This window comes from Xanthobacter sp. AM11 (genome assembly GCF_047444035.1).
Lineage (GTDB): Bacteria > Pseudomonadota > Alphaproteobacteria > Rhizobiales > Xanthobacteraceae > Xanthobacter.
Genome location: NZ_JBLAOA010000001.1, coordinates 558,283 through 575,550, shown reverse-complemented (window position 1 = coordinate 575,550; position 17,268 = coordinate 558,283). Strand labels below are relative to the sequence as shown.

Below are 17,268 nucleotides of genomic sequence, written 5' to 3'. Positions count from 1 at the left end.
CGCTTCCCGCAGGGCTAAGCTGCGTCATTTGCCACTCTGCGCCACCGGCTTCGGGGCCGGAACCGGCGTGTCGCGCATCATCTGCAGGACGCGCTTCTCCACCAGCTTGTGGAAGATGATGGAGCCGGCAATGGACGCCGCGACACCCGCCACCCCGTAGAGGACGCCGGTGGTGACGGTGGCGGGCATGGCCAGCTTCACGAACACCTGGCCCACCGCCGAGAGGATGATGCTGTGGGTGAGGTAGGTGGAATAGGAGGCATCGCCCAGCAGGGCGAAGACGCCGAAGCGCGGCACCGGGCGGGTGCGTTCGAGCACCACGGCGCCGGCCAGCACCATGAAGGCGGGAATGCCGCGCTGGATCAGCCGCTGGCCGTGGTTGGTATATTCCGGCGGGAAGAACAAGGCGAAGAAGCCGATGCACAGCAGCGCCCAGCCGCACCAGCGCGGCGCCGGCGGCGCCTCCCGGTACCACACGCCCAGCACGACGCCGAACACGAATTCCAGCATGATCGGCGAGGTGTAGAAGGCGACGAACGGCTGCTTGCTCTGCGCCAGCAGGCCGATGACCACCAGGGTGAGCATGATGCCGCCGTAGACCGGCGCCCGCGTCCGCCGCGGCAGGAACAGCACGAGCCCCCACAGGAGAAAGTAGAACACCTCGTAATTCATGGTCCAGCCGGGCACGAACAGCGGCTCCAGGCTCCCCAGGGTGGGATGCGCCGCCGGCAGGAACAAATAGGAGGCGACGATGTGCCAGATGTCCGGCTCCCCGGACTTCACCAGTTGCGGCAGGCCGAGCAGGAGCAGCAGCACGAAGGTGGTGATCATCCAGTAGAGCGGCACGATGCGCAGCCAGCGCTTGCGGTAGAACGAGCCGAGGAAGTCGCCACCCTTGTTGTAGGTGGTGATGAAGATCAGAAAGCCGCTGAGGACGAAGAAGATGTCCACGCCGAAGGCGCCGGTCTGCAGCCACCGCGCGGTCAGCCCCAGGCGCTCCAGCGGCGGCTGGAGGTGCACGAAGACCACGGCAAGGCTGGCGATGGCGCGCAGATATTGCAGGGACTCAAGCATGGGTCACCTCCGCGCGCCGGCACATCCTGAAGGTCCCGGCGCCGGTGCGGCGGAAATCATCCGCCGCGCCGTGGAATGGTGATGCGCCCCAGCGACACATGGCTCTTTCCCCTCGATTGACGAATGTCGAAGCTCGCCGGCACCGCCAGCGGCGCGGGCGTGGTGGCGGCCTTGCGGCAGCGGTCCATATAGACCCCGAGCGCCATGGCGACGCCGAGTTCTCCGGGCGTGAACACCACCGAATAGACGGTGGAGGTCAGGAGCACGTAGAGCACGAAATCCGCAAGGGCGAAGCTGAGCGGATCGCCCGAGGCGCGCGCCACCCGGTGCAGATACACGAGGCAGGAGCCATAGAGCAGGGCCAGCAAAGCGGCGCCGACCAGGCCATATTCGAAGATGATTCCCACCCATCCGAGGTCGGAGATGAAGAACTGGCGGTTGCCGAAGATATCGTTGAGCGTCACCGTGCTGAAGCGCGTGGTGGCGCCGACGCCGAAAGCCCAGCGTAACGGGTCCTCGCCAAGGAAGCCGAAGGCCAGGGCAAGGGAGTTCTGCCGCACGGTGAGCGAGCCGCCGAGGGATTCCTTGATCGCGCCGCTGTCCTCGCCGAACAGGCCGGCCTTCTGTCCCAGCACCACAAGGCCGACCACCGCCGCCACCAGGGCGAGCCCATAGGCGACGCGCCGCAACTGCGCCGGCAGCGACGACACCACGCCGAATGCGGCCACCAGGAATGCCGCCGCGATGGCGATGCGTTGCTTGTAGATGAAGATCAGCGGCAGGAAGCACATGAGGGCGAACACGCCCAGTATTGCCTTGCGCCGCATGACCGACGAGCGTGCCAGGAAAAAGATGAGAATCATGCCGAAGAACATGGGCATGTAGATTCGAAAGCCGCGCTCCATCTCGTAAAGCATCAGCTTGCCGGTACCGGCCTTGGTTGAATACCAGGAGACGGGCGCGAACAGGAAGAGCAGCACCATCACGCTGAAGGTGGTGATGCCGTAGGCGATCACCAGCTTGCGCACATCCTGGAGGGGGACGGCCAGCAGCGCCAGCACCACCGAGGCGCTGAAATAATAGGTGATGGGCCAGACCTTGATGGTGGTGGTCAAGGCATCCAGGAAGGCGTTTCCCAACTGCAGGATGGAGACGAAGGGGGTGAAGCTCAGCGTATAGGCCAGCACGAGGAAGAACACGCCGCGCACCGGGAGCCGGAGCTGCGCCATGCCGTAGAAGGCAAGGGGCATGGTCAGGAACGGCCAGCCCTTGGAGAGGAAATAGGTGGGCGGCAGCTCGTTGAGGTAGTGAAACACCTGCGCAAACATGGGCAGGGCGCCGGCCAGCACCAGCTTGCCGAGCAGGCCGTGGCTCGGGTCCCCGGTGGCCGACGGGTCGCCCGCCCGCACGCCGCCCACCGCCGTGCGGCGCAGGGGCAGGTAGACGCGGCGCGGCCGGGAAGCGTTGATCATGGCTGGCCGGCCGGCGGGTTGCCCATGCCATAGGCGGCAGGGTTGCACTTCGCCCTGGCGGCGACCCGGAAGATGGGAAGGGATTCGACGAACACCCGGCGGATGTGGGTTTCGGGCGTCTGGATCAGCCGGTAGAGCCATTCGAGCCCGAGCCGCCGGAAGGCAGGGTGCGCGCGCGGCGTCAGGCCGGTGAGGAAGTTCAGCGAACTGCCCACGCACAGGCCGGTTCCCACCGCGGTGCCGCGCTGGAAGATCATGTGGGCGAGATATTCCGAGCGCGGCGCCCCGGTCACCAGGAAGACATAGCGGGCCGGATGCGCGACCACGAAGTCGATGGCCGCCTCCACCGCCGCCGGATCTTTGATGAAGCCCATGGGCGGAACGTGCAGGTGGATGGTTTCCAGCCCGTAGCGCTGCGCCAGCCGGCTCCTGATCTCTTCATTGCCGCCGATGATGGTGATCGCATCCTGCGGCTTGATCACATGGGCGAACAGTTCCGCCGTCAGGTCGCTGCCGGGGCACAAAGGGATGTGAAGCCCGAACAGGCGGGTCGCCAGGAAGTGCGGCACCGAGCCATCCAGGGTGTGCAGGCCGGCATCGGCCAGGGTCGCCGCGAAGCGGGCATCCTTCAGCTCGTGGAGCCGCACCAGGTGGGAGGCGTTGGAGGTGATCACATAGCTGAACGGCGCGCCGGGGGGCCGGGCGCCGATGACGCGTGCCGTCGCAGCCACGTCAAGGCATGCGAATGGCACCTTCAGGAAGGTTTCCGTACGGATGGACGCGCCTGTTTCGGGATCCGTAAGCATCTGTGGTCCAAGTCCCGTTTACTTTCCCGCGCACGGGGCGGGAACCGCGATCGCTTCCGGTCCGCCCGGCCTCGCTGCGTCGGTTCCGTCCCGCTTGCGGGCGCAGGCTCCGACGCAGCCGGACCATGACTTATGGCTTGGGCGGCTCATTTTTCCCAGCCGGATGGGGACATCCATCCCGGCTCCGATCCACCGCGCGCGTTCCGATCCTATGGAACCGCGCTGCGATTCCCATGGGGCAGATCAAGCCCCACGGCACGCGTTCTCAATCTTCACGCCAGAGGGCGCTTCACCGTTCCGATGGAGCCGACCATGTGGTTCCCTGTGGCCGGATCGCGCTCTATTGGAGGAGGCCCGAGGTTCCGCCCGATGTTGTATATGTGCCCATCGTGTAGCTGAACTGGCGGTTGAACGGCACCACCTTGGTGATGAACTGGTCGATCCAGAGATTAACCTCGGCGATGGAGCTGCGCGGCACATAGATGATGTCGCCCGCCACCAGCGGCACGTCGGCCACGTCGAAGCCGTTCTGGATCACGTCACGCACATTGATGAGCCGCAGCATGGGCTCGTTGTTGGGCCCGCGGCGGATGAGCGCCACCTGCCCGGTGCGGGAATTCTCGTTGAAGCCGCCGGCCAGAAGGATGGCCTGGAGCACGCTGGTGCCCAGGTCGGTCAGCCTGAAGGCCCCCGGGCTCTGCACCATGCCGCCCACATAGACCCGGGCAGAGACGGCTTCCTCCAGCGAAACGACCACCTTCTGGTCCACCAGCTCCTTGCGGGATTCGCGGCGGATGTAGTCCTGCAGGCCGTTGAGGGTGCTGCCATCCACCCGGATCTGCCCGATGGCACGCGGGGCGATGGAGCCGTCGGGGCTGACGGTGAGCTCTTCATCCATTTCGCGGGTAATGAAATACTTGACCTTGATCTTGTCGCCGGGGCCGAGGTGGTAGCTCGGCAACTGATCGGTCCAGGGCTTGAAGCGCTCGACATTCGTCTCGGTGAATCGCAGCTCGTGGCCGGTGGTGAAGGCCGGCGTGCCGGTGTTCTGGGAGGTGGCGATGGCGGCGCAGCCATTGAGCGCGAAGCACAGGAGGACAAGCGCCAGGCGCGTGGGGGCCCTGCGTTCAGAGATCGCTTGGCTGCGGACCTCCTGACTCCCGGGCAAAACCATCTGCCGACCCCCGTTGAGGACCATTGAATATTCGCGCCGACAGGCCGCGATATGCTGCGTGTCTCGCCTGAATCTTGGTGAGGAAACGCCGCTGGTGCGTTCTTTCGTGGTAAATTGAACTTAAAACTTCGTAGTTAATGTTCCCTTACCTATCCGGTTGCCACCGCGTTCCCGCCTGTGGATGAACCGTCCGGAACGCAGCGCAGGGGGCTGCGATCGCGCCGCCCTCAGTCAGGCAGAGGACCTGCCCGCAGTGGCGCGCGGTTCGCTCTGCACGATGCCTGTGGCGCGGTGCCGCGGCGGCTCGCGGGGGCGGCGAATGGGACGGGAGGGAAGCGGAGGGACGGGAACGTGGAGGGAAGGGAGCGGGCGCGTTTTGGCCCGACCGCGGGCCCCTGGGCCCGGTGCGGCGAGGGGCCGCCGACCGCGGGCGGCCCGGTCCGTTCTCAGATGCGCTCGTAGAGCCAGCTGGGCAGGTAGTAGCGCCGGCCGAGAAGAACGAAGCCGAGCAGCAGGCCGCGGCTTTCCACCACCATGTCCCGCAGGTGGATGGCGACGGCCTTGCGGGTCTTCTCCGCTTCCAGCGACATGATGTTGCCGTCCACCAGCTGGCAGAAGCGCTGGGTAACCAGCGAAGCGCCCTGGCGGTTCGAGCAGATCAGGATGAAGTCGAACGCATCGCGCAGCTCGGCCATCATCATCTCCGCGTCCGCCACGGGCAGGCGGATATCCATCAGCGGCGCGTTCTGCGTTTCCGATGCCGTCCACAGGAGGGGCAGCGGCGTGCCGGTGATGGCCATGCCACCCTTGATTTCCTGCCCATCGAGGGCCAGCGGCGCCGGGGCATTCGCGCCCAGCTCGATGAACAGGGTCCGCTTCTGCCGGCGGATCGCGAATTCCTCGGCAACGCGCAGGGTGAAGCGGGAAAGGGTGTCGTCCGTATCGGCCGACAGGAAATGCACGGCCTTGATGGGCTCGTCGTCGATACGCGCATCCAGGAGCGTGGTCACGAAGCTGCCAACGGCGCTGTCCATGGCGAGGTCGGCGTCCTCGTCGTCGTCGTCCATGGTGGCGATGGCCGGCAGGCCGAGGGCACGCTCGGCCTCGCCCGGGGCGATGAAGGTGGTGCGCAAAGCGGAGGCGATGGCGCCGGCCGCGGCACCGAACAGCAGGCCGGCAAACACGCCGCCGGCCAGCACCGGCAGGGTCAGCGAGCGGCTGGTGACCGCGGCGCCGGCTTCCTGCACCACCCGCACCGCCGATTGCCGCGACTGGGCCGCGGTTTCCTCGATGCTGGCGGCGACTGCACGGCGCTGGTACTCGCGGAAGCCGTCGCTCAAGGCGTCGCGCTTGCGATTGAGCTCGATGAGCGGCGTTTCCGCGCTGCGCAGCAGCGACAGGCGCTCCTCGGCGATGCGCTGCTGCTCCACCAGCTCATTCTTCTGGCGGGCCAGGGAATCCTGCTCCACCTTGAGGGAAACCACCATGTTCTGCAGGTAGTTGAGCTGCGGGTTGCGCACTGCGCGGTCGGTAAAATAGCGCCGGTCCGCCCGCGACTTGATGCGGGCGCGCACGGTGGCGATCTGCTTGTCCAGCTCCCGCAGCAGGGCGCTGCCCGGGGCATATTGCGCCACCACGCGGTCGCGCTGCACCAGCAGCCGGGTGAGGGTGTTGGCGTCGTCGTCGCCGGCGACCGCATCGGTCTTCTCCGAGAAGTCGAAGACCGATTCGGGGGTCGCGGCCAGCTGGCGCTCTGCTTCGAGGATCTGCCCGCTCACCGCCGCCTCGCGCTCCGCCACCTGCCGGCGGCGCTGGAGGATGGAATCCACCTGGTTGGAGGCGAGCACCGCGTCCTGGCTGAAGTCGATGATGCCCACCTTGTTCTTGAGCCGCTCGATCTCGTTGTCCACCGTCGAGAGGTCGCGCTGGAAGCGCGCCACTTCAAGCTGGAGGATCTTGGCGGTGGGGTTCTCCAGCGCCTTGCGGCGGCTTGCGAGATAGTTGCGCACCAGCGCGTCGGTGGTCTCGATGGCAAGGGAACGGTCGGGATTGGTGAAGGAGACCTCCACCACGTTGGAATCTTCGACCACCTCCGCCTTCAGGCTCTTGCGGAAACGCGCCACCGCGCCGTCCATGCGGTTCGGATCGCTGCCGAAGATGTCCATCAGGGCGGCCAGACGCCCGCGCGGATAAAGGCGGTCGATGCCGATCTGCTCGATGGTGGCGCGCATCACGTCGGTGCTTTCGAGCATCTGCACCTCGGACTGCACCTGCTTCAGCCCCTCGATGGTCATCACCGGCGGGCCGGAATCGGTCACGTTCTGGGCGTTGGAGACCTCGCGGCTCACGATCACCAGCAGAAGGCTCGTGGCGGTGTATTCCGTGCGCATGGAGAAGGCGGCCGTGATGGCGATGGCCAACGGCAGCACCGCCGCCACGAGCACCGTGCGCAGGTGGAAGAAGGCGGTGATGAGGACGTCGCGCAGCGTGAAGCTGGAGACCATGTTCTGCGGAGGCACAGGCACCGGGGTCGAGTTTTCGCCCTCTTCCGCGTGCGTCGCCTGCGGCATCAACATACGTCCCCCTTGCGCAGCAGCGCCAACCGCGGCCCACATTCCCGCCCCTGGCGCATCACCGGGCCGGCTCCAGGCGCCGGTCCACGCAAGCCCGCGCGTTCACACGCGCGGATGCTTGGCCATGCATGGCGAATTGGCCGATGTGAGATTCGCAGGTCAGCATTAATGGCGGGTTACTCCGGCCGGGCGCGGCATTGTTCAGAAGGCCTTTGGGAGGTATCTACGGACGGCAATGGTGGTGCCGATGGCGCCCTGCGCCGCAAACACCGCGGTGGCCACCGCTGCCCCCATCATGCCGAACGGCGGGATGAGCAGGAGGCAGATCGCGCAGCATACCACCAGCTGCGCCGTGTTCAGCCAGCGCAGCAGGCCGCCGTGGCCGGTCATGGACAGCATGATGTCCTGGCATGGCAACGCGCAGTTGATGAGCTGCCCCAGCCCCATGACCATCAGCGCCGGCGCCGCGATCTCGAAGCCGGGCCCCACCAGATTGAGAAGGGCCGAGGGAAACAGCAGCATGGCCGCGACGATGGGCGCGCCGAACACGGCCACCGCCAGGCGGACCTTGCGGTTGAGGCCGCGCAGCGCGGTCCAGTCCTCCCGTCGGTGGGAGGCGGCGAAGGAGGGCGCCGCTACCACGCCGATGGAGGTGGAGACCACCCAGATGAGCATGGAGATGCGGTTCGCCACCGAGAACGCGCCCACCGCCGACGGCAGGCCGAACACCGCCAGCAACAGCACGGGCAGCGAGGCGAGGACGATCTGCACCACTTCCACCACGCTCAGGGGCATGGCGGTGCGCCAGAGGGCCGGCATGGCCGCAACGGCTTCGCCGGCGGCCTGCCGGTCGTGCAGGCGGTGGCGCTCGCGCAGCAGAAGCCCGAGCCCCAGCAGGGCCGCGGTGAGATTGACGGCGGCGAGGGCATACAAGAGCCCGTCGAGGCTCGTGACGCCGGCCAGGAGCGCGGCGAGCGTCAAGGCCGGCCACAGGCCGTTCTGCACCAGCTGCCCCAGCGCGCCCTGGTTGAAGCCCACCAAAGCGTGGCCCATGTAGATGCACAAAGCCTGGGGCAGGATGGCAAAGGCCGAAATGATCAGCGGTCGTGTCAGCTCCGGGTCGCTGAAGGCATAGGTGGCCAGGGCGGGTGCCAATAGGATGGTGGCGAGGGTGGCGAGGGTGGCGCCGAAGGTGACGAAGGCGGAACTGGCGAGCAGCGCCTTGCGCGCCTCCCGCCCGCGCCCAACCGCCAGCTCCGCCGCCAGGTGGCGGATGACCGCCTTCTCGAAGCCGGCCCGCGAGATGGTGGCGACGACGCCCACCCAGGTGAGGCAGAGGAAGAAGTTGCCGGCATCATGCAGGCCGAGTGCGCGGGCGCCGAGCATGTAGAGGCCCAGCTTGCCCACCACTTCCAGCCCGCGCGCCATCATGGCGCCGGCGAAGTTGCCGTAGGTCTTCACCAGAGAAAGGAGCGCGGCCCCGGACATGAGCGGCTTCATGTCCGCGCCCATGCCCCGTTGCACCCGTGCCGGCCGCCGTTCCGCAAACCGGTCCGCCATCCTTGATCGGCTCTGCGCACGCCTGCCCCCTCGTTGGAAACTCCGCCCGATTCTGTTTCGCGGCTCCCGGTGTTCACACAGCGCAACGGCGGCAGGACAGCAAGGCAAATTGCGCCGCAGGCCGCGCGCATGTGCGGTGAAACGCCATCGGCGTCCGTGGGCGGGTGGCGGCGGGCGGGGTGATTGCCCGCTCCCCTGCCCCATGCGACAAGCGGCGGGCCAAGGGGAGGCCCAAGGGGGAGGCCCAAGGGGGAGGGGCGGACGTGACGGCTCTAAGCGCACAGGGGAGCGTGAAACGGCCTGCGCGCAAGGGCGCGCGCGGCCCGCTGTGGCGGGTTGCGGCCGGCGTGGTCTGCGCCGCCGCATTTCTCGGCGGCACGGCGCAGGCCCAGACGCAAAGCCAGATGATGCCTGACCTGCCGGGGCAGGAGCGCCTGAACCCCAATATCGATCCCTACCCCTTCGATCCCTTCTTCGCCCTGGTGCATTATTTCCGGCAGGTCTTGCCCACGGGCTGGTGGGCGGGCCCGCCGGTTTCGGAAGGCGGCGGCTATTGGGTGCGCATCTATGTGCCGGCCGGCTGGAAGGGCAATCCCACCTCGGCGGTGATGCGGTATTGCCCGGATGCGGGCAGCAGCCTGTGGCGCAATGGGATTCGGCGCATCGAGATGCGGCCCTTCTTCCATCAGGTCAATTGGTCGAGCGCCGTCTGCCGGCGGCCCACGGGCTGAAGCGCGAGCCGCTCAGGGCGAAGCCATCCGAGCGCCGAAACGCCTTGTCGCTTATGCGGTGGAGCCCGGCTGGCGGCGGTGATTGCGGAAGGATCAGGCGTGGGGCGGGCGTGCGGCTGGCCCGCGCGACGGCATATGGGCTTGGTTAAACAATGCCCCGGCCCCCTGCCTCACCGGTGGGGCGCCGCCTTTTCGTCTCAGGTCCGACGCCGCGCGAACATGCAAATTCGCGCGGAACGCCATGTGGCGTGTGCTTTAGAGCCTGATCCGATCAGGTTGACTCAACCTGATCGGTGAATCAGGCTCTAAATTATTGATAGAGAACGTTTTACCGCTCAGCTTGCGATGCAAGCTGAGCGGAACGTGCTCTAGACGTCACCGCCGACGGAGCGGTTCACCGGCACCGCAGCTGCCGGAGCCAGATGGCGACCGGTGGTGCGCTCCAGACCGGCCACGGCGGCGATGGCGACGAAGACGAAGAAGGTGATGCTTCCGGCGGTGCTGAGCGCAGCGATCGCGCTGCCGAACACCTGGAAGGCCTCTTCCGGGTAAAGCACGACGGAGAGCAGGAGGGCGGTGGCGATGCCGGCCCGGAGCAAAACGCGGATGACGAGCATTTCGCCCTCCCCAAGAAAGAATGGATCTCTTTCACCTTACCACGCAGAACCGCACGTTGAAAAGGGCGGCGCCTGAACGCTTCGCGGCCGGCAAGCGCACTTCCGGGCTGGCGGCGGCTGTCAACGAAAACGACCGCCCGGCCGGAGAGCGGGGCGGTCGTTCATGGGCCGGTGCGGGCGGCGAAAGATCAGATCTGGCGTTCCACCATCATCTTCTTCACTTCGGCGATGGCCTTGGCCGGATTGAGGCTCTTGGGGCACGCCTGGGCGCAGTTCATGATGGTGTGGCAGCGATAGAGCCGGAAGGGATCTTCCAGATTGTCGAGGCGCGAGCCGGTGCGCTCGTCGCGGCTGTCCTTCAGCCAGCGGGTGGCCTGGAGCAGGGCCGCGGGGCCGAGGTAACGGTCGCCGTTCCACCAATAGCTGGGGCAGGAGGTGGAGCAGCAGGCGCACAGGATGCACTCGTAGAGGCCGTCCAGCTTCTCGCGATCGTCCTTGGACTGGCGCCATTCCTTCTCGGGGGCGGCGGTGTCCGTCTGCAGCCAGGGCTCGATGGAGGCGTGCTGCGCATAGAAGCGGGTGAGGTCGGGCACGAGGTCCTTCACCACCGGCATGTGCGGCAGCGGATAGACATTGACCACGCCCTTCACCAGCACCTCGTCCATGCCCTTGGTGCAGGCGAGCGTGTTGGTGCCGCCGATGTTCATGGCGCAGGAGCCGCACACGCCCTCGCGGCAGGAGCGGCGGAAGGTGAGGGTGGGATCGACCTTGTTCTTGATCCAGATGAGGCCGTCCAGCACCATGGGGCCGCAATCCTCGCGGTCCACATAATAGGTGTCGATGCGCGGGTTGCGGCCGTCGTCCGGGTTCCAGCGATAGATGCGGAACTCGGTCAGCTTCTTCGCGCTCGCCGGCTTCGGCCAGACCTTGCCGGGCGTGATCTGGGAGTTCTTCGGGAGAGTGAGCTCAACCATGGGACGTCCTGGGTCGCTGGAGCGGTGACCGCCCGCAGGGATTCTGGCCATGGCCGCGCGCGGTTGGCTTTGTCGCCATGGCCGCGCGCGGTCGAGTGAGGCTCAGTACACGCGCTTCTTCGGCTCGATGTACTGGATGTCGTTGGACAGGGTGTAGGTATGAACCGGGCGGTCGTCGAGCCGCACCGTTCCCGCCTTGGAGTCGAAATAGGCGAGGGTGTGCTTCATCCAGTTCACGTCGTCGCGCTCGGGGAAGTCCTCGCGGGCGTGGCCGCCGCGGCTTTCCTGGCGGGCGTTGGCGCCCTCCATGGTGACGATGGCCTGGGCGATGAGGTTGTCGAACTCCAGCGTCTCGACGAGATCGGAGTTCCACACCAGCGAGCGGTCGGTGACGCCGATGTCGCTCGCGCCCTTGAACACGTCATGGATGAGCTTGCACCCTTCCTCCAGCACATCGCCGGTGCGGAAGACGGCGCAGTTGCTCTGCATCACCTTCTGCATGGCGAGGCGCAGCTCGGCGGTGGGGGTACCGCCCGAGGCATAGCGGTTCGCATCCAGGCGGCCGATGGCGAGATCGGCGCTGCCGGCGGGCAGCTCGCGGTGCTTTTCGCCGGGCTTCACCAGCTCCGCGGCCCGAAGGCCGGCGGCGCGGCCGAACACCACGAGGTCGATGAGCGAGTTGGAGCCGAGGCGGTTGGCGCCGTGCACGGAGACGCAGGCGGCCTCGCCGATGGCCATCAGGCCGGGCACCACGGTGTCCGGGTCGCCTTTGCGCTTGTCCAGCACCTCGCCGTAATAGTTCGTGGGGATGCCGCCCATGTTGTAGTGCACGGTCGGGATCACCGGGATCGGCTCGCGCGTCACGTCCACGCCGGCGAAGATCTTCGCGCTCTCCGAGATGCCCGGCAGGCGCTCGTGGAGGATGGCGGGGTCGAGGTGGTCCAGGTGCAGGAAGATGTGGTCCTTGGCCTTGCCCACGCCGCGGCCCTCGCGGATCTCCATGGTCATGGAGCGGGACACCACGTCGCGGGAGGCGAGGTCCTTGGCGGAGGGGGCGTAGCGCTCCATGAAGCGCTCGCCCTCGGAATTGGTGAGATAGCCGCCCTCGCCGCGCGAGCCCTCGGTGATGAGGCAGCCCGAGCCATAGATGCCGGTGGGGTGGAACTGCACGAATTCCATGTCCTGCAAAGGCAGGCCGGCGCGCAGCACCATGCCGCCGCCGTCGCCGGTGCAGGTATGGGCCGAGGTGGCGGAGAAATAGGCCCGCCCGTAGCCGCCGGTGGCCAGCACGGTGAGGTGCGCGCGGAAGCGGTGCAGGGTGCCGTCATCGAGCTTCAGGGCGATGACGCCGCGGCAGCGGCCGTCCTCGTCCATGATGAGGTCGATGGCGAAATATTCGATGAAGAATTCGGCCTGGTGCTTCAGCGCCGCGCCATAGAGCGTGTGCAGCATGGCGTGGCCGGTGCGGTCCGCCGCGGCGCAGGTGCGCTGGGCGGTGCCCTTGCCGAAATGGGTGGTCATGCCGCCGAACGGGCGCTGGTAGATCTTGCCGTCCTCGGTGCGGGAGAAGGGCACGCCCCAGTGCTCCAGCTCGTAGACCGCCGCCGGGGCGTTGCGCACCATGTATTCAATGGCGTCCTGGTCACCCAGCCAGTCCGACCCCTTGACGGTGTCGTACATGTGCCATTCCCACTTGTCCTCGCCCATGTTGGCGAGGGAGGCGGCGACGCCGCCCTGGGCCGCCACCGTGTGGGAACGGGTGGGGAACACCTTGGTGATGCAGGCGGTGCGCAGGCCGGCTTCCGAGCAGCCCACCACGGCGCGCAGGCCCGCGCCGCCGGCGCCGACCACGAGCACGTCGTAGGTGTGGTCCTCGATGGGATAAGCGGCGCCGTTGATGCCGGGCGCGGAGGCCCCGTTCGTTGCGGTATCGGCCATCTCAGCCTCCCAGGCTGATCTTGAGCACGGCGAAGGCGCCGGCGAGGGCAATGGCAATCGTGAAGAAGGTGTTGGCCACGATGAGCAGCACCTTGAGGCCTTCCGAATGCACGTAATCCTCGATCACCACCTGCATGCCGATGCGCATGTGGGTGGTTACGGACAGAAGCGTCAGGAGGATGAGCACCGCCACGACCGGATGGCCGAGGGTGGCGCGGGCTTCCGCATAGCTCGCCCCGGCAAGATGAATGACGATGCCGATGAAGGCGACCATCAGGATCAGGTTGGCAAGGCCGGTAACGCGCTGCTTGAAGAAATGCTCGGTGCCGGACTTGGCGGCGCCGAGGCCGCGCACGCGCCCCAGGGGGGTGCGCATGGGCGAGTGGCCGTGGGAGGGAGTGCTGCTCATGACCTGTCTCCTCAGCCCTTCAGCGCAAGGCCGATGATCCAGAGGATCACCGTGCAGGCCACGGAGCCGGCGAGGGAGGCCTTGGCGAGGAGCTCGCGCTCCTTGGCGCCGAAGCCGTGGATGAAGTCCCAGATGAAGTGGCGCACGCCGCCAAAGGCGTGGTGCAGCAGGGCCCAGGTGAAGCCGAACAGCACCAGCATGCCGAGGGGCGAGCCCGCCACCGCGCTGAAGGTCTCGAAGGCCGAGGGAGAGGTGGCGGTGGCGAGGAGCCACCAGACGAGGATCGCCGTGCCGAAATACAGCCCCACGCCGGTGATGCGATGCACAATGGACATCATCATCGTGAACAGGGGACGGTAGATCTGTAGGTGGGGCGAAAGGGGGCGATCAATGCGCTGAGGGCTGTCGGCCATGGGGCCTCCTCCTGAAAATCGACCGATCAGGTATCTCAATCGTCGTCAGTTCGCAACGATTCCAAAGCACCTTGGACGGCTTTAAATCGAGTCGGGCGGGCCGCCGCAATTGGCTGATCGTTGCATGCGCGCGCGTTCCCGGCGCGGGGACGCTGCGAATGCTGCACTGCCAACGCTTTTCGAAACATCCACCCGGGCATAAAAAAACAGCGCCGGAATTCCGGCGCTGTTTCAGAGGGGCATGAAGACGATCGGCGATCAGAAGCGATAGGTCACGCCCGCGCCGAAGATCCAGGGATTGAGGTCGGCACCGCCGGTGAGGGTCACGCCGCCCACGGTCTGCAGGCTGTAATCGGGCTGCAGGAAGATCTTCTTCACGTCGATGTTGAAGCCCCAGTGGCGGTCGATCATCCAGTCGAAGCCGGCCTGCAGGGCGAGGCCCCAGCTGTCGTGCACGTCGATGCTGGCGAAGGCCGGGTTGGTGGTCTCCTGGCTGAAGAACACCGTGTAGTTCACGCCGGCGCCGATATAGGGCTTGAACGGGCCGAGGTCGGTGAAGTGGTACTGCAGGGTCAGGGTGGGGGGCAGCAGCCACACCTTGCCGACCTGGCCGAGGCCGGTGATGGTGCCCGCGCCATTGATGTCGTGGGGGGTGACGCCGAGGATGAGTTCGGCCGCGATGTTCTTGGTGAAGTAATAGGTGATGTCCAGCTCGGGCACCACGGAATCGGAATAGGTGAGGTCGGAGCCCCACAGGCCGTTCACGCTGCCGCCGTCCTCGGGCATCACGTACAGGGCGCGCACGCGGATCTGCCAGGGGCTGAGGGGAGCCTCAACCGGCGCCTTGTAGGCAGGAGTGGACAAATCGGCGGCGCTCGCGCCGCCCGCCACCAGCGCGCCGAAGCCCGCCGCAACAATCAGACCCAGACCGAACTTCATCATGCCCCGCTCCCGTTTTCTCGGAGTAATTGAAACGAGGTGTCGCGCCGGGACAACCTTTGGAGTTTGATCCATGTCAAAATTCCGGCAGGTGTGGGGAAGGTGTGTCTTCGTCGCCACATCCGTGCCGTTGCGCTGCCGCATTTGGCAGGCAAGCCTGCAGGGGCGGGCACGGGCCGCGCGCCACACCTGATGTTTCGGTTTTCAAAGGACTTAGCCACATATGCTGCGCCGTCCGCCCGCCCTGTCGCGCTGTCAGCCGGGCGTCTTTGCGACTTTGGTCGTGCGCCAATTGCGTCTCCTGCTGGCGCAGTCCGCCCTGCCTGTTCTTGCCGTTTTGGCGGCCCTTTTGAGCCCCGCAGGGATTTCGGCCCATGCGGAATCGCTGCGCGAGGAGCGGATGACGCTGAATGGCGAGGCCCGGCGCTATCTGGTGATGACGCCGGACGGCATCGCCGGGCCGCGGCCGGTGGTGATCGCCCTGCATGGCGCCGCGCAGACGCCGGAGAGCTTCCGCGCCTATTTCGGCCTTGATCCCGCGGCGCGGGACCATGGCTTCGTCGCCGTCTATCCCCAGGGGGAGGGGCGGGTGTGGAATGATGGCCGGCCGGCCGCCATGCGGCTGAAGATGGTGCTGCAGCCGGGCGATGACGTCACCTTCCTGGTGGCCCTCGCCCGCCGCCTCGTGGCCGAAGGGGTGGCGGACCCGGCGCGGATCTACCTGGCGGGCATCTCCAACGGCGGCTTCATGGTGCAGCGCATGGCGTGCGAGCATGCGGAGCTGTTTGCCGCCTATGTCTCCATCATGGCCACCGCGCCGGCCAATTACCGGGAGGAATGCCACCCCGCCCGGCCGGTGCCCATCCAGTTCATCCATGGCACCGCCGATTCGGTGATCGGCTATGGCGGCTTCTGGACCCCGGTGGGGGCCACCCTCTCCGCCCCGGACAGCGCCCGCCTCTATGCCCGGCTCAACGAATGCGGCCGCGCCGAGGACAGCGAACTGCCGGACCTCGATGCTGCGGACGGCACCGAGGCGAGCGTCCGCCGCTGGGCGGACTGCCGCGACGGCGCGGTGGTGGAACTGGTCTCCATCACCCGGGGGGGACACCAGTCCCCAGCGCGGGTGGAGACGCAGCCGGATCTCGCCACCCCGTTCCTGGGCCTGCGCAGCCGCGACATTGATTCCGGCGAGGAAATCTGGCGCTTCGCCTCGGCCTTCGGCGGGGCTGCGGTGGGCCGCGTCGCCGAGCCCGGCAGGGCCGCGCGCGGCGCCGTGCCGCTGCCGCCGCCCTCGCCCCTGAGGGGCCGGCGGACGGGGGATGCCCGTCCGCCCACCGCGGATCAGAGCGGGATCAGCACCCAATAGTCGAGGTCGAGAATGACGCTCGGGTCGTAATCCTCGCCGGCCTTCAGGGGGAAATCGACGGTGGGGCGGTCCTTGGTGGCGATGGTGCGCACCCGCAGGGCGCCCACGTCCTCGCGCCCGGGGAGGGGCTGGGCATCCAGGATCTCGCTCCAGGCGTGCACCGTGAGGCCGGCGAACAGCGGCGCCACGTGCCGGCCGCCATTGATGGCCGCCACATGGAAGGCGTTGCCCAGCCCGTTGAACGAGAGGGCGCGGGCGATGGAAATGACGTGCCCGCCATAGATGAGCCGGCGGCCGAAGCGCCCCTGGCCCTCGGTGAACTGGTTGAAATGCACCTTGGCGGTGTTTTGGTAGAGGCGGGTGGCGATCATGTGCTCCGCCTCCTCCACCGTCATGCCGTCCACATGGTCGATGCGCTCGCCCACCTCGTAATCGCCGAAGCGGGCGCGGCTGCCGGACAATTCGTCGCGCCAGCCGTCGATGTCGAGCAGCGGCACGGCGCCGCCGAGGGCGTCGGGGGCGAGGGCGGCGGGCAGGGTGGGCACCACCGGCTGCGGCGCGGGAAGGGAGGTGTCGGCCTTGCGCACCATCACCCAGCGCACATAGTCCAGCACTTCCACGCCGTCCTGATTGAAGCCGGTGGAGCGCACATAGACCACCCCGCTCTGGCCGTTGGAATTTTCCCTAAGGCCGATGACCTCGGACACGGCGGTCAGCGTGTCGCCGGGATAGACCGGGGCGAGGAAGCGCCCGCCCGCATAGCCGAGGTTCGCCACCGCGTTCAGCGAGATGTCCGGCACGGTCTTGCCGAACACCACATGGAACACCAGGAGGTCGTCCACCGGGGCGCGGGGATAGCCGATGCCCTGGGCGAAGCTGTCCGCGGACTGGACGGCGAAGCGCGTGCCGTAGAGGGCGCTGTAGAGGCTGGCGTCGCCGACGGTGACCGTGCGCGGCGTGGCGTGGCGGATCACCTGGCCGACGGTGAAATCCTCGAAGAAATTGCCCCGGTTGGTCTTGCTCATCGCTCTCCCCCAATGGTCGGCGCATGTTGCAGACCGGCCGGGGGCGACGCAACAGGCGCGTGGCCGGCGCCGGCGGCGGAGCCGGGCGGCGCGGCCCCCGCGCAACAGCGCCCCGCCCATCGCTCCCCGGCAGGATGGAGGTGCTCCGCCGCCCGGGGGCCCCGCGCGCGGCGGAGCACCCGGGTGGCGTGCCA

15 protein-coding genes are annotated in these 17,268 nt (G+C 67.3%); 2 read left to right on the top strand and 13 right to left on the bottom strand.

The window, feature by feature from the left end; translation table 11 throughout:
* Positions 1 to 24: 24 nt before the first annotated feature.
* The 6 genes from ACI7BZ_RS02755 to ACI7BZ_RS02730 all read right to left on the bottom strand — a co-directional run bounded on the left by ACI7BZ_RS02755 (position 25) and on the right by ACI7BZ_RS02730 (position 8,599).
* Positions 25 to 1,074, bottom strand: a complete 1,050-nt coding sequence (locus ACI7BZ_RS02755) for an acyltransferase family protein (protein WP_414115669.1) — start codon at positions 1,072 to 1,074, stop codon at positions 25 to 27.
* A 56-nt stretch (positions 1,075 to 1,130) separates the two neighbouring features.
* Positions 1,131 to 2,546: a hypothetical protein gene (locus tag ACI7BZ_RS02750; protein WP_414115668.1), complete on the bottom strand. Its 1,416-nt coding sequence runs from the start codon at positions 2,544 to 2,546 to the stop codon at positions 1,131 to 1,133.
* Positions 2,543 to 3,352, bottom strand: coding sequence for a WecB/TagA/CpsF family glycosyltransferase (locus ACI7BZ_RS02745; RefSeq protein WP_510802956.1), 810 nt, complete (start codon positions 3,350 to 3,352; stop codon positions 2,543 to 2,545). The genes ACI7BZ_RS02750 and ACI7BZ_RS02745 overlap by 4 nt, the downstream gene beginning before the upstream one ends.
* Positions 3,353 to 3,692: 340 nt before the next feature.
* Complete coding sequence (locus ACI7BZ_RS02740) at positions 3,693 to 4,526, bottom strand: polysaccharide biosynthesis/export family protein (protein ID WP_414115666.1); 834 nt, start codon at positions 4,524 to 4,526, stop codon at positions 3,693 to 3,695.
* A 446-nt stretch (positions 4,527 to 4,972) separates the two neighbouring features.
* Entirely contained in the window at positions 4,973 to 7,096 is a 2,124-nt protein-coding gene (locus ACI7BZ_RS02735; RefSeq protein WP_414115665.1) for a GumC family protein, read from the bottom strand.
* A gap of 204 nt (positions 7,097 to 7,300) precedes the next feature.
* Positions 7,301 to 8,599 carry a lipopolysaccharide biosynthesis protein gene (locus tag ACI7BZ_RS02730; RefSeq protein WP_414115664.1) on the bottom strand — a complete coding sequence of 433 codons (1,299 nt, stop codon included), beginning with the start codon at positions 8,597 to 8,599 and terminating at the stop codon, positions 7,301 to 7,303.
* 350 nt (positions 8,600 to 8,949) lie between these two features.
* Between ACI7BZ_RS02730 and ACI7BZ_RS02725 the strand changes: the two genes are divergently transcribed.
* Positions 8,950 to 9,390 carry a hypothetical protein gene (locus ACI7BZ_RS02725; protein WP_414115663.1) on the top strand — a complete coding sequence of 147 codons (441 nt, stop codon included), beginning with the start codon at positions 8,950 to 8,952 and terminating at the stop codon, positions 9,388 to 9,390.
* 368 nt (positions 9,391 to 9,758) lie between these two features.
* Here ACI7BZ_RS02725 and ACI7BZ_RS02720 read toward each other — a convergent pair whose 3' ends face one another.
* From ACI7BZ_RS02720 to ACI7BZ_RS02695, 6 genes are all read right to left on the bottom strand, one after another.
* The gene (locus ACI7BZ_RS02720) at positions 9,759 to 10,007 is read right to left on the bottom strand and encodes a hypothetical protein (RefSeq protein WP_414115662.1); all 249 of its coding nucleotides are present in this window, start codon (positions 10,005 to 10,007) and stop codon (positions 9,759 to 9,761) included.
* Between the two features lie 188 nt (positions 10,008 to 10,195).
* Positions 10,196 to 10,981: a succinate dehydrogenase iron-sulfur subunit gene (locus ACI7BZ_RS02715; protein WP_414115661.1), complete on the bottom strand. Its 786-nt coding sequence runs from the start codon at positions 10,979 to 10,981 to the stop codon at positions 10,196 to 10,198.
* 102 nt (positions 10,982 to 11,083) lie between these two features.
* Positions 11,084 to 12,919, bottom strand: a complete 1,836-nt coding sequence (gene sdhA / locus ACI7BZ_RS02710) for a succinate dehydrogenase flavoprotein subunit (RefSeq protein WP_414115660.1) — start codon at positions 12,917 to 12,919, stop codon at positions 11,084 to 11,086.
* A 1-nt stretch (position 12,920) separates the two neighbouring features.
* Complete coding sequence (gene sdhD / locus ACI7BZ_RS02705; RefSeq protein ID WP_414115659.1) at positions 12,921 to 13,328, bottom strand: succinate dehydrogenase, hydrophobic membrane anchor protein; 408 nt, start codon at positions 13,326 to 13,328, stop codon at positions 12,921 to 12,923.
* Positions 13,329 to 13,339: 11 nt separating this feature from the next.
* The gene (gene sdhC / locus ACI7BZ_RS02700; protein WP_414115658.1) at positions 13,340 to 13,741 is read right to left on the bottom strand and encodes a succinate dehydrogenase, cytochrome b556 subunit; all 402 of its coding nucleotides are present in this window, start codon (positions 13,739 to 13,741) and stop codon (positions 13,340 to 13,342) included.
* A 258-nt stretch (positions 13,742 to 13,999) separates the two neighbouring features.
* Positions 14,000 to 14,683 (bottom strand): OmpW/AlkL family protein, encoded by a 684-nt coding sequence (locus tag ACI7BZ_RS02695; RefSeq protein WP_414115657.1) that lies wholly within the window; start codon positions 14,681 to 14,683, stop codon positions 14,000 to 14,002.
* 397 nt (positions 14,684 to 15,080) lie between these two features.
* Between ACI7BZ_RS02695 and ACI7BZ_RS02690 the strand changes: the two genes are divergently transcribed.
* Positions 15,081 to 16,049: a CE1 family esterase gene (locus ACI7BZ_RS02690; RefSeq protein WP_414115656.1), complete on the top strand. Its 969-nt coding sequence runs from the start codon at positions 15,081 to 15,083 to the stop codon at positions 16,047 to 16,049.
* Here the strand turns inward: ACI7BZ_RS02690 and ACI7BZ_RS02685 are convergent.
* On the bottom strand, positions 16,025 to 17,074 hold the full coding sequence (locus ACI7BZ_RS02685; protein WP_414115655.1) for a MaoC family dehydratase: 1,050 nt from the start codon (positions 17,072 to 17,074) through the stop codon (positions 16,025 to 16,027). The genes ACI7BZ_RS02690 and ACI7BZ_RS02685 overlap by 25 nt on opposite strands.
* Between the last annotated feature and the right edge of the window lie 194 nt (positions 17,075 to 17,268).

Bases quoted from the DNA above. Each gene is read 5' to 3' on its own strand.
- ACI7BZ_RS02720 (WP_414115662.1), bottom strand. From the start codon at position 10,007: ATGCTCGTCATCCGCGTTTTGCTCCGGGCCGGCATCGCCACCGCCCTC.
- ACI7BZ_RS02745 (WP_510802956.1), bottom strand. From the start codon at position 3,352: ATGCTTACGGATCCCGAAACAGGCGCGTCCATCCGTACGGAAACCTTC.
- ACI7BZ_RS02750 (WP_414115668.1), bottom strand. From the start codon at position 2,546: ATGATCAACGCTTCCCGGCCGCGCCGCGTCTACCTGCCCCTGCGCCGC.
- ACI7BZ_RS02755 (WP_414115669.1), bottom strand. From the start codon at position 1,074: ATGCTTGAGTCCCTGCAATATCTGCGCGCCATCGCCAGCCTTGCCGTG.
- sdhC (WP_414115658.1), bottom strand. From the start codon at position 13,741: ATGGCCGACAGCCCTCAGCGCATTGATCGCCCCCTTTCGCCCCACCTA.
- ACI7BZ_RS02685 (WP_414115655.1), bottom strand. From the start codon at position 17,074: ATGAGCAAGACCAACCGGGGCAATTTCTTCGAGGATTTCACCGTCGGC.
- ACI7BZ_RS02730 (WP_414115664.1), bottom strand. From the start codon at position 8,599: ATGAAGCCGCTCATGTCCGGGGCCGCGCTCCTTTCTCTGGTGAAGACC.
- ACI7BZ_RS02715 (WP_414115661.1), bottom strand. From the start codon at position 10,981: ATGGTTGAGCTCACTCTCCCGAAGAACTCCCAGATCACGCCCGGCAAG.
- ACI7BZ_RS02735 (WP_414115665.1), bottom strand. From the start codon at position 7,096: ATGCCGCAGGCGACGCACGCGGAAGAGGGCGAAAACTCGACCCCGGTG.
- ACI7BZ_RS02695 (WP_414115657.1), bottom strand. From the start codon at position 14,683: ATGATGAAGTTCGGTCTGGGTCTGATTGTTGCGGCGGGCTTCGGCGCG.
- ACI7BZ_RS02690 (WP_414115656.1), top strand. From the start codon at position 15,081: ATGACGCTGAATGGCGAGGCCCGGCGCTATCTGGTGATGACGCCGGAC.
- sdhD (WP_414115659.1), bottom strand. From the start codon at position 13,328: ATGAGCAGCACTCCCTCCCACGGCCACTCGCCCATGCGCACCCCCCTG.
- ACI7BZ_RS02740 (WP_414115666.1), bottom strand. From the start codon at position 4,526: ATGGTTTTGCCCGGGAGTCAGGAGGTCCGCAGCCAAGCGATCTCTGAA.
- sdhA (WP_414115660.1), bottom strand. From the start codon at position 12,919: ATGGCCGATACCGCAACGAACGGGGCCTCCGCGCCCGGCATCAACGGC.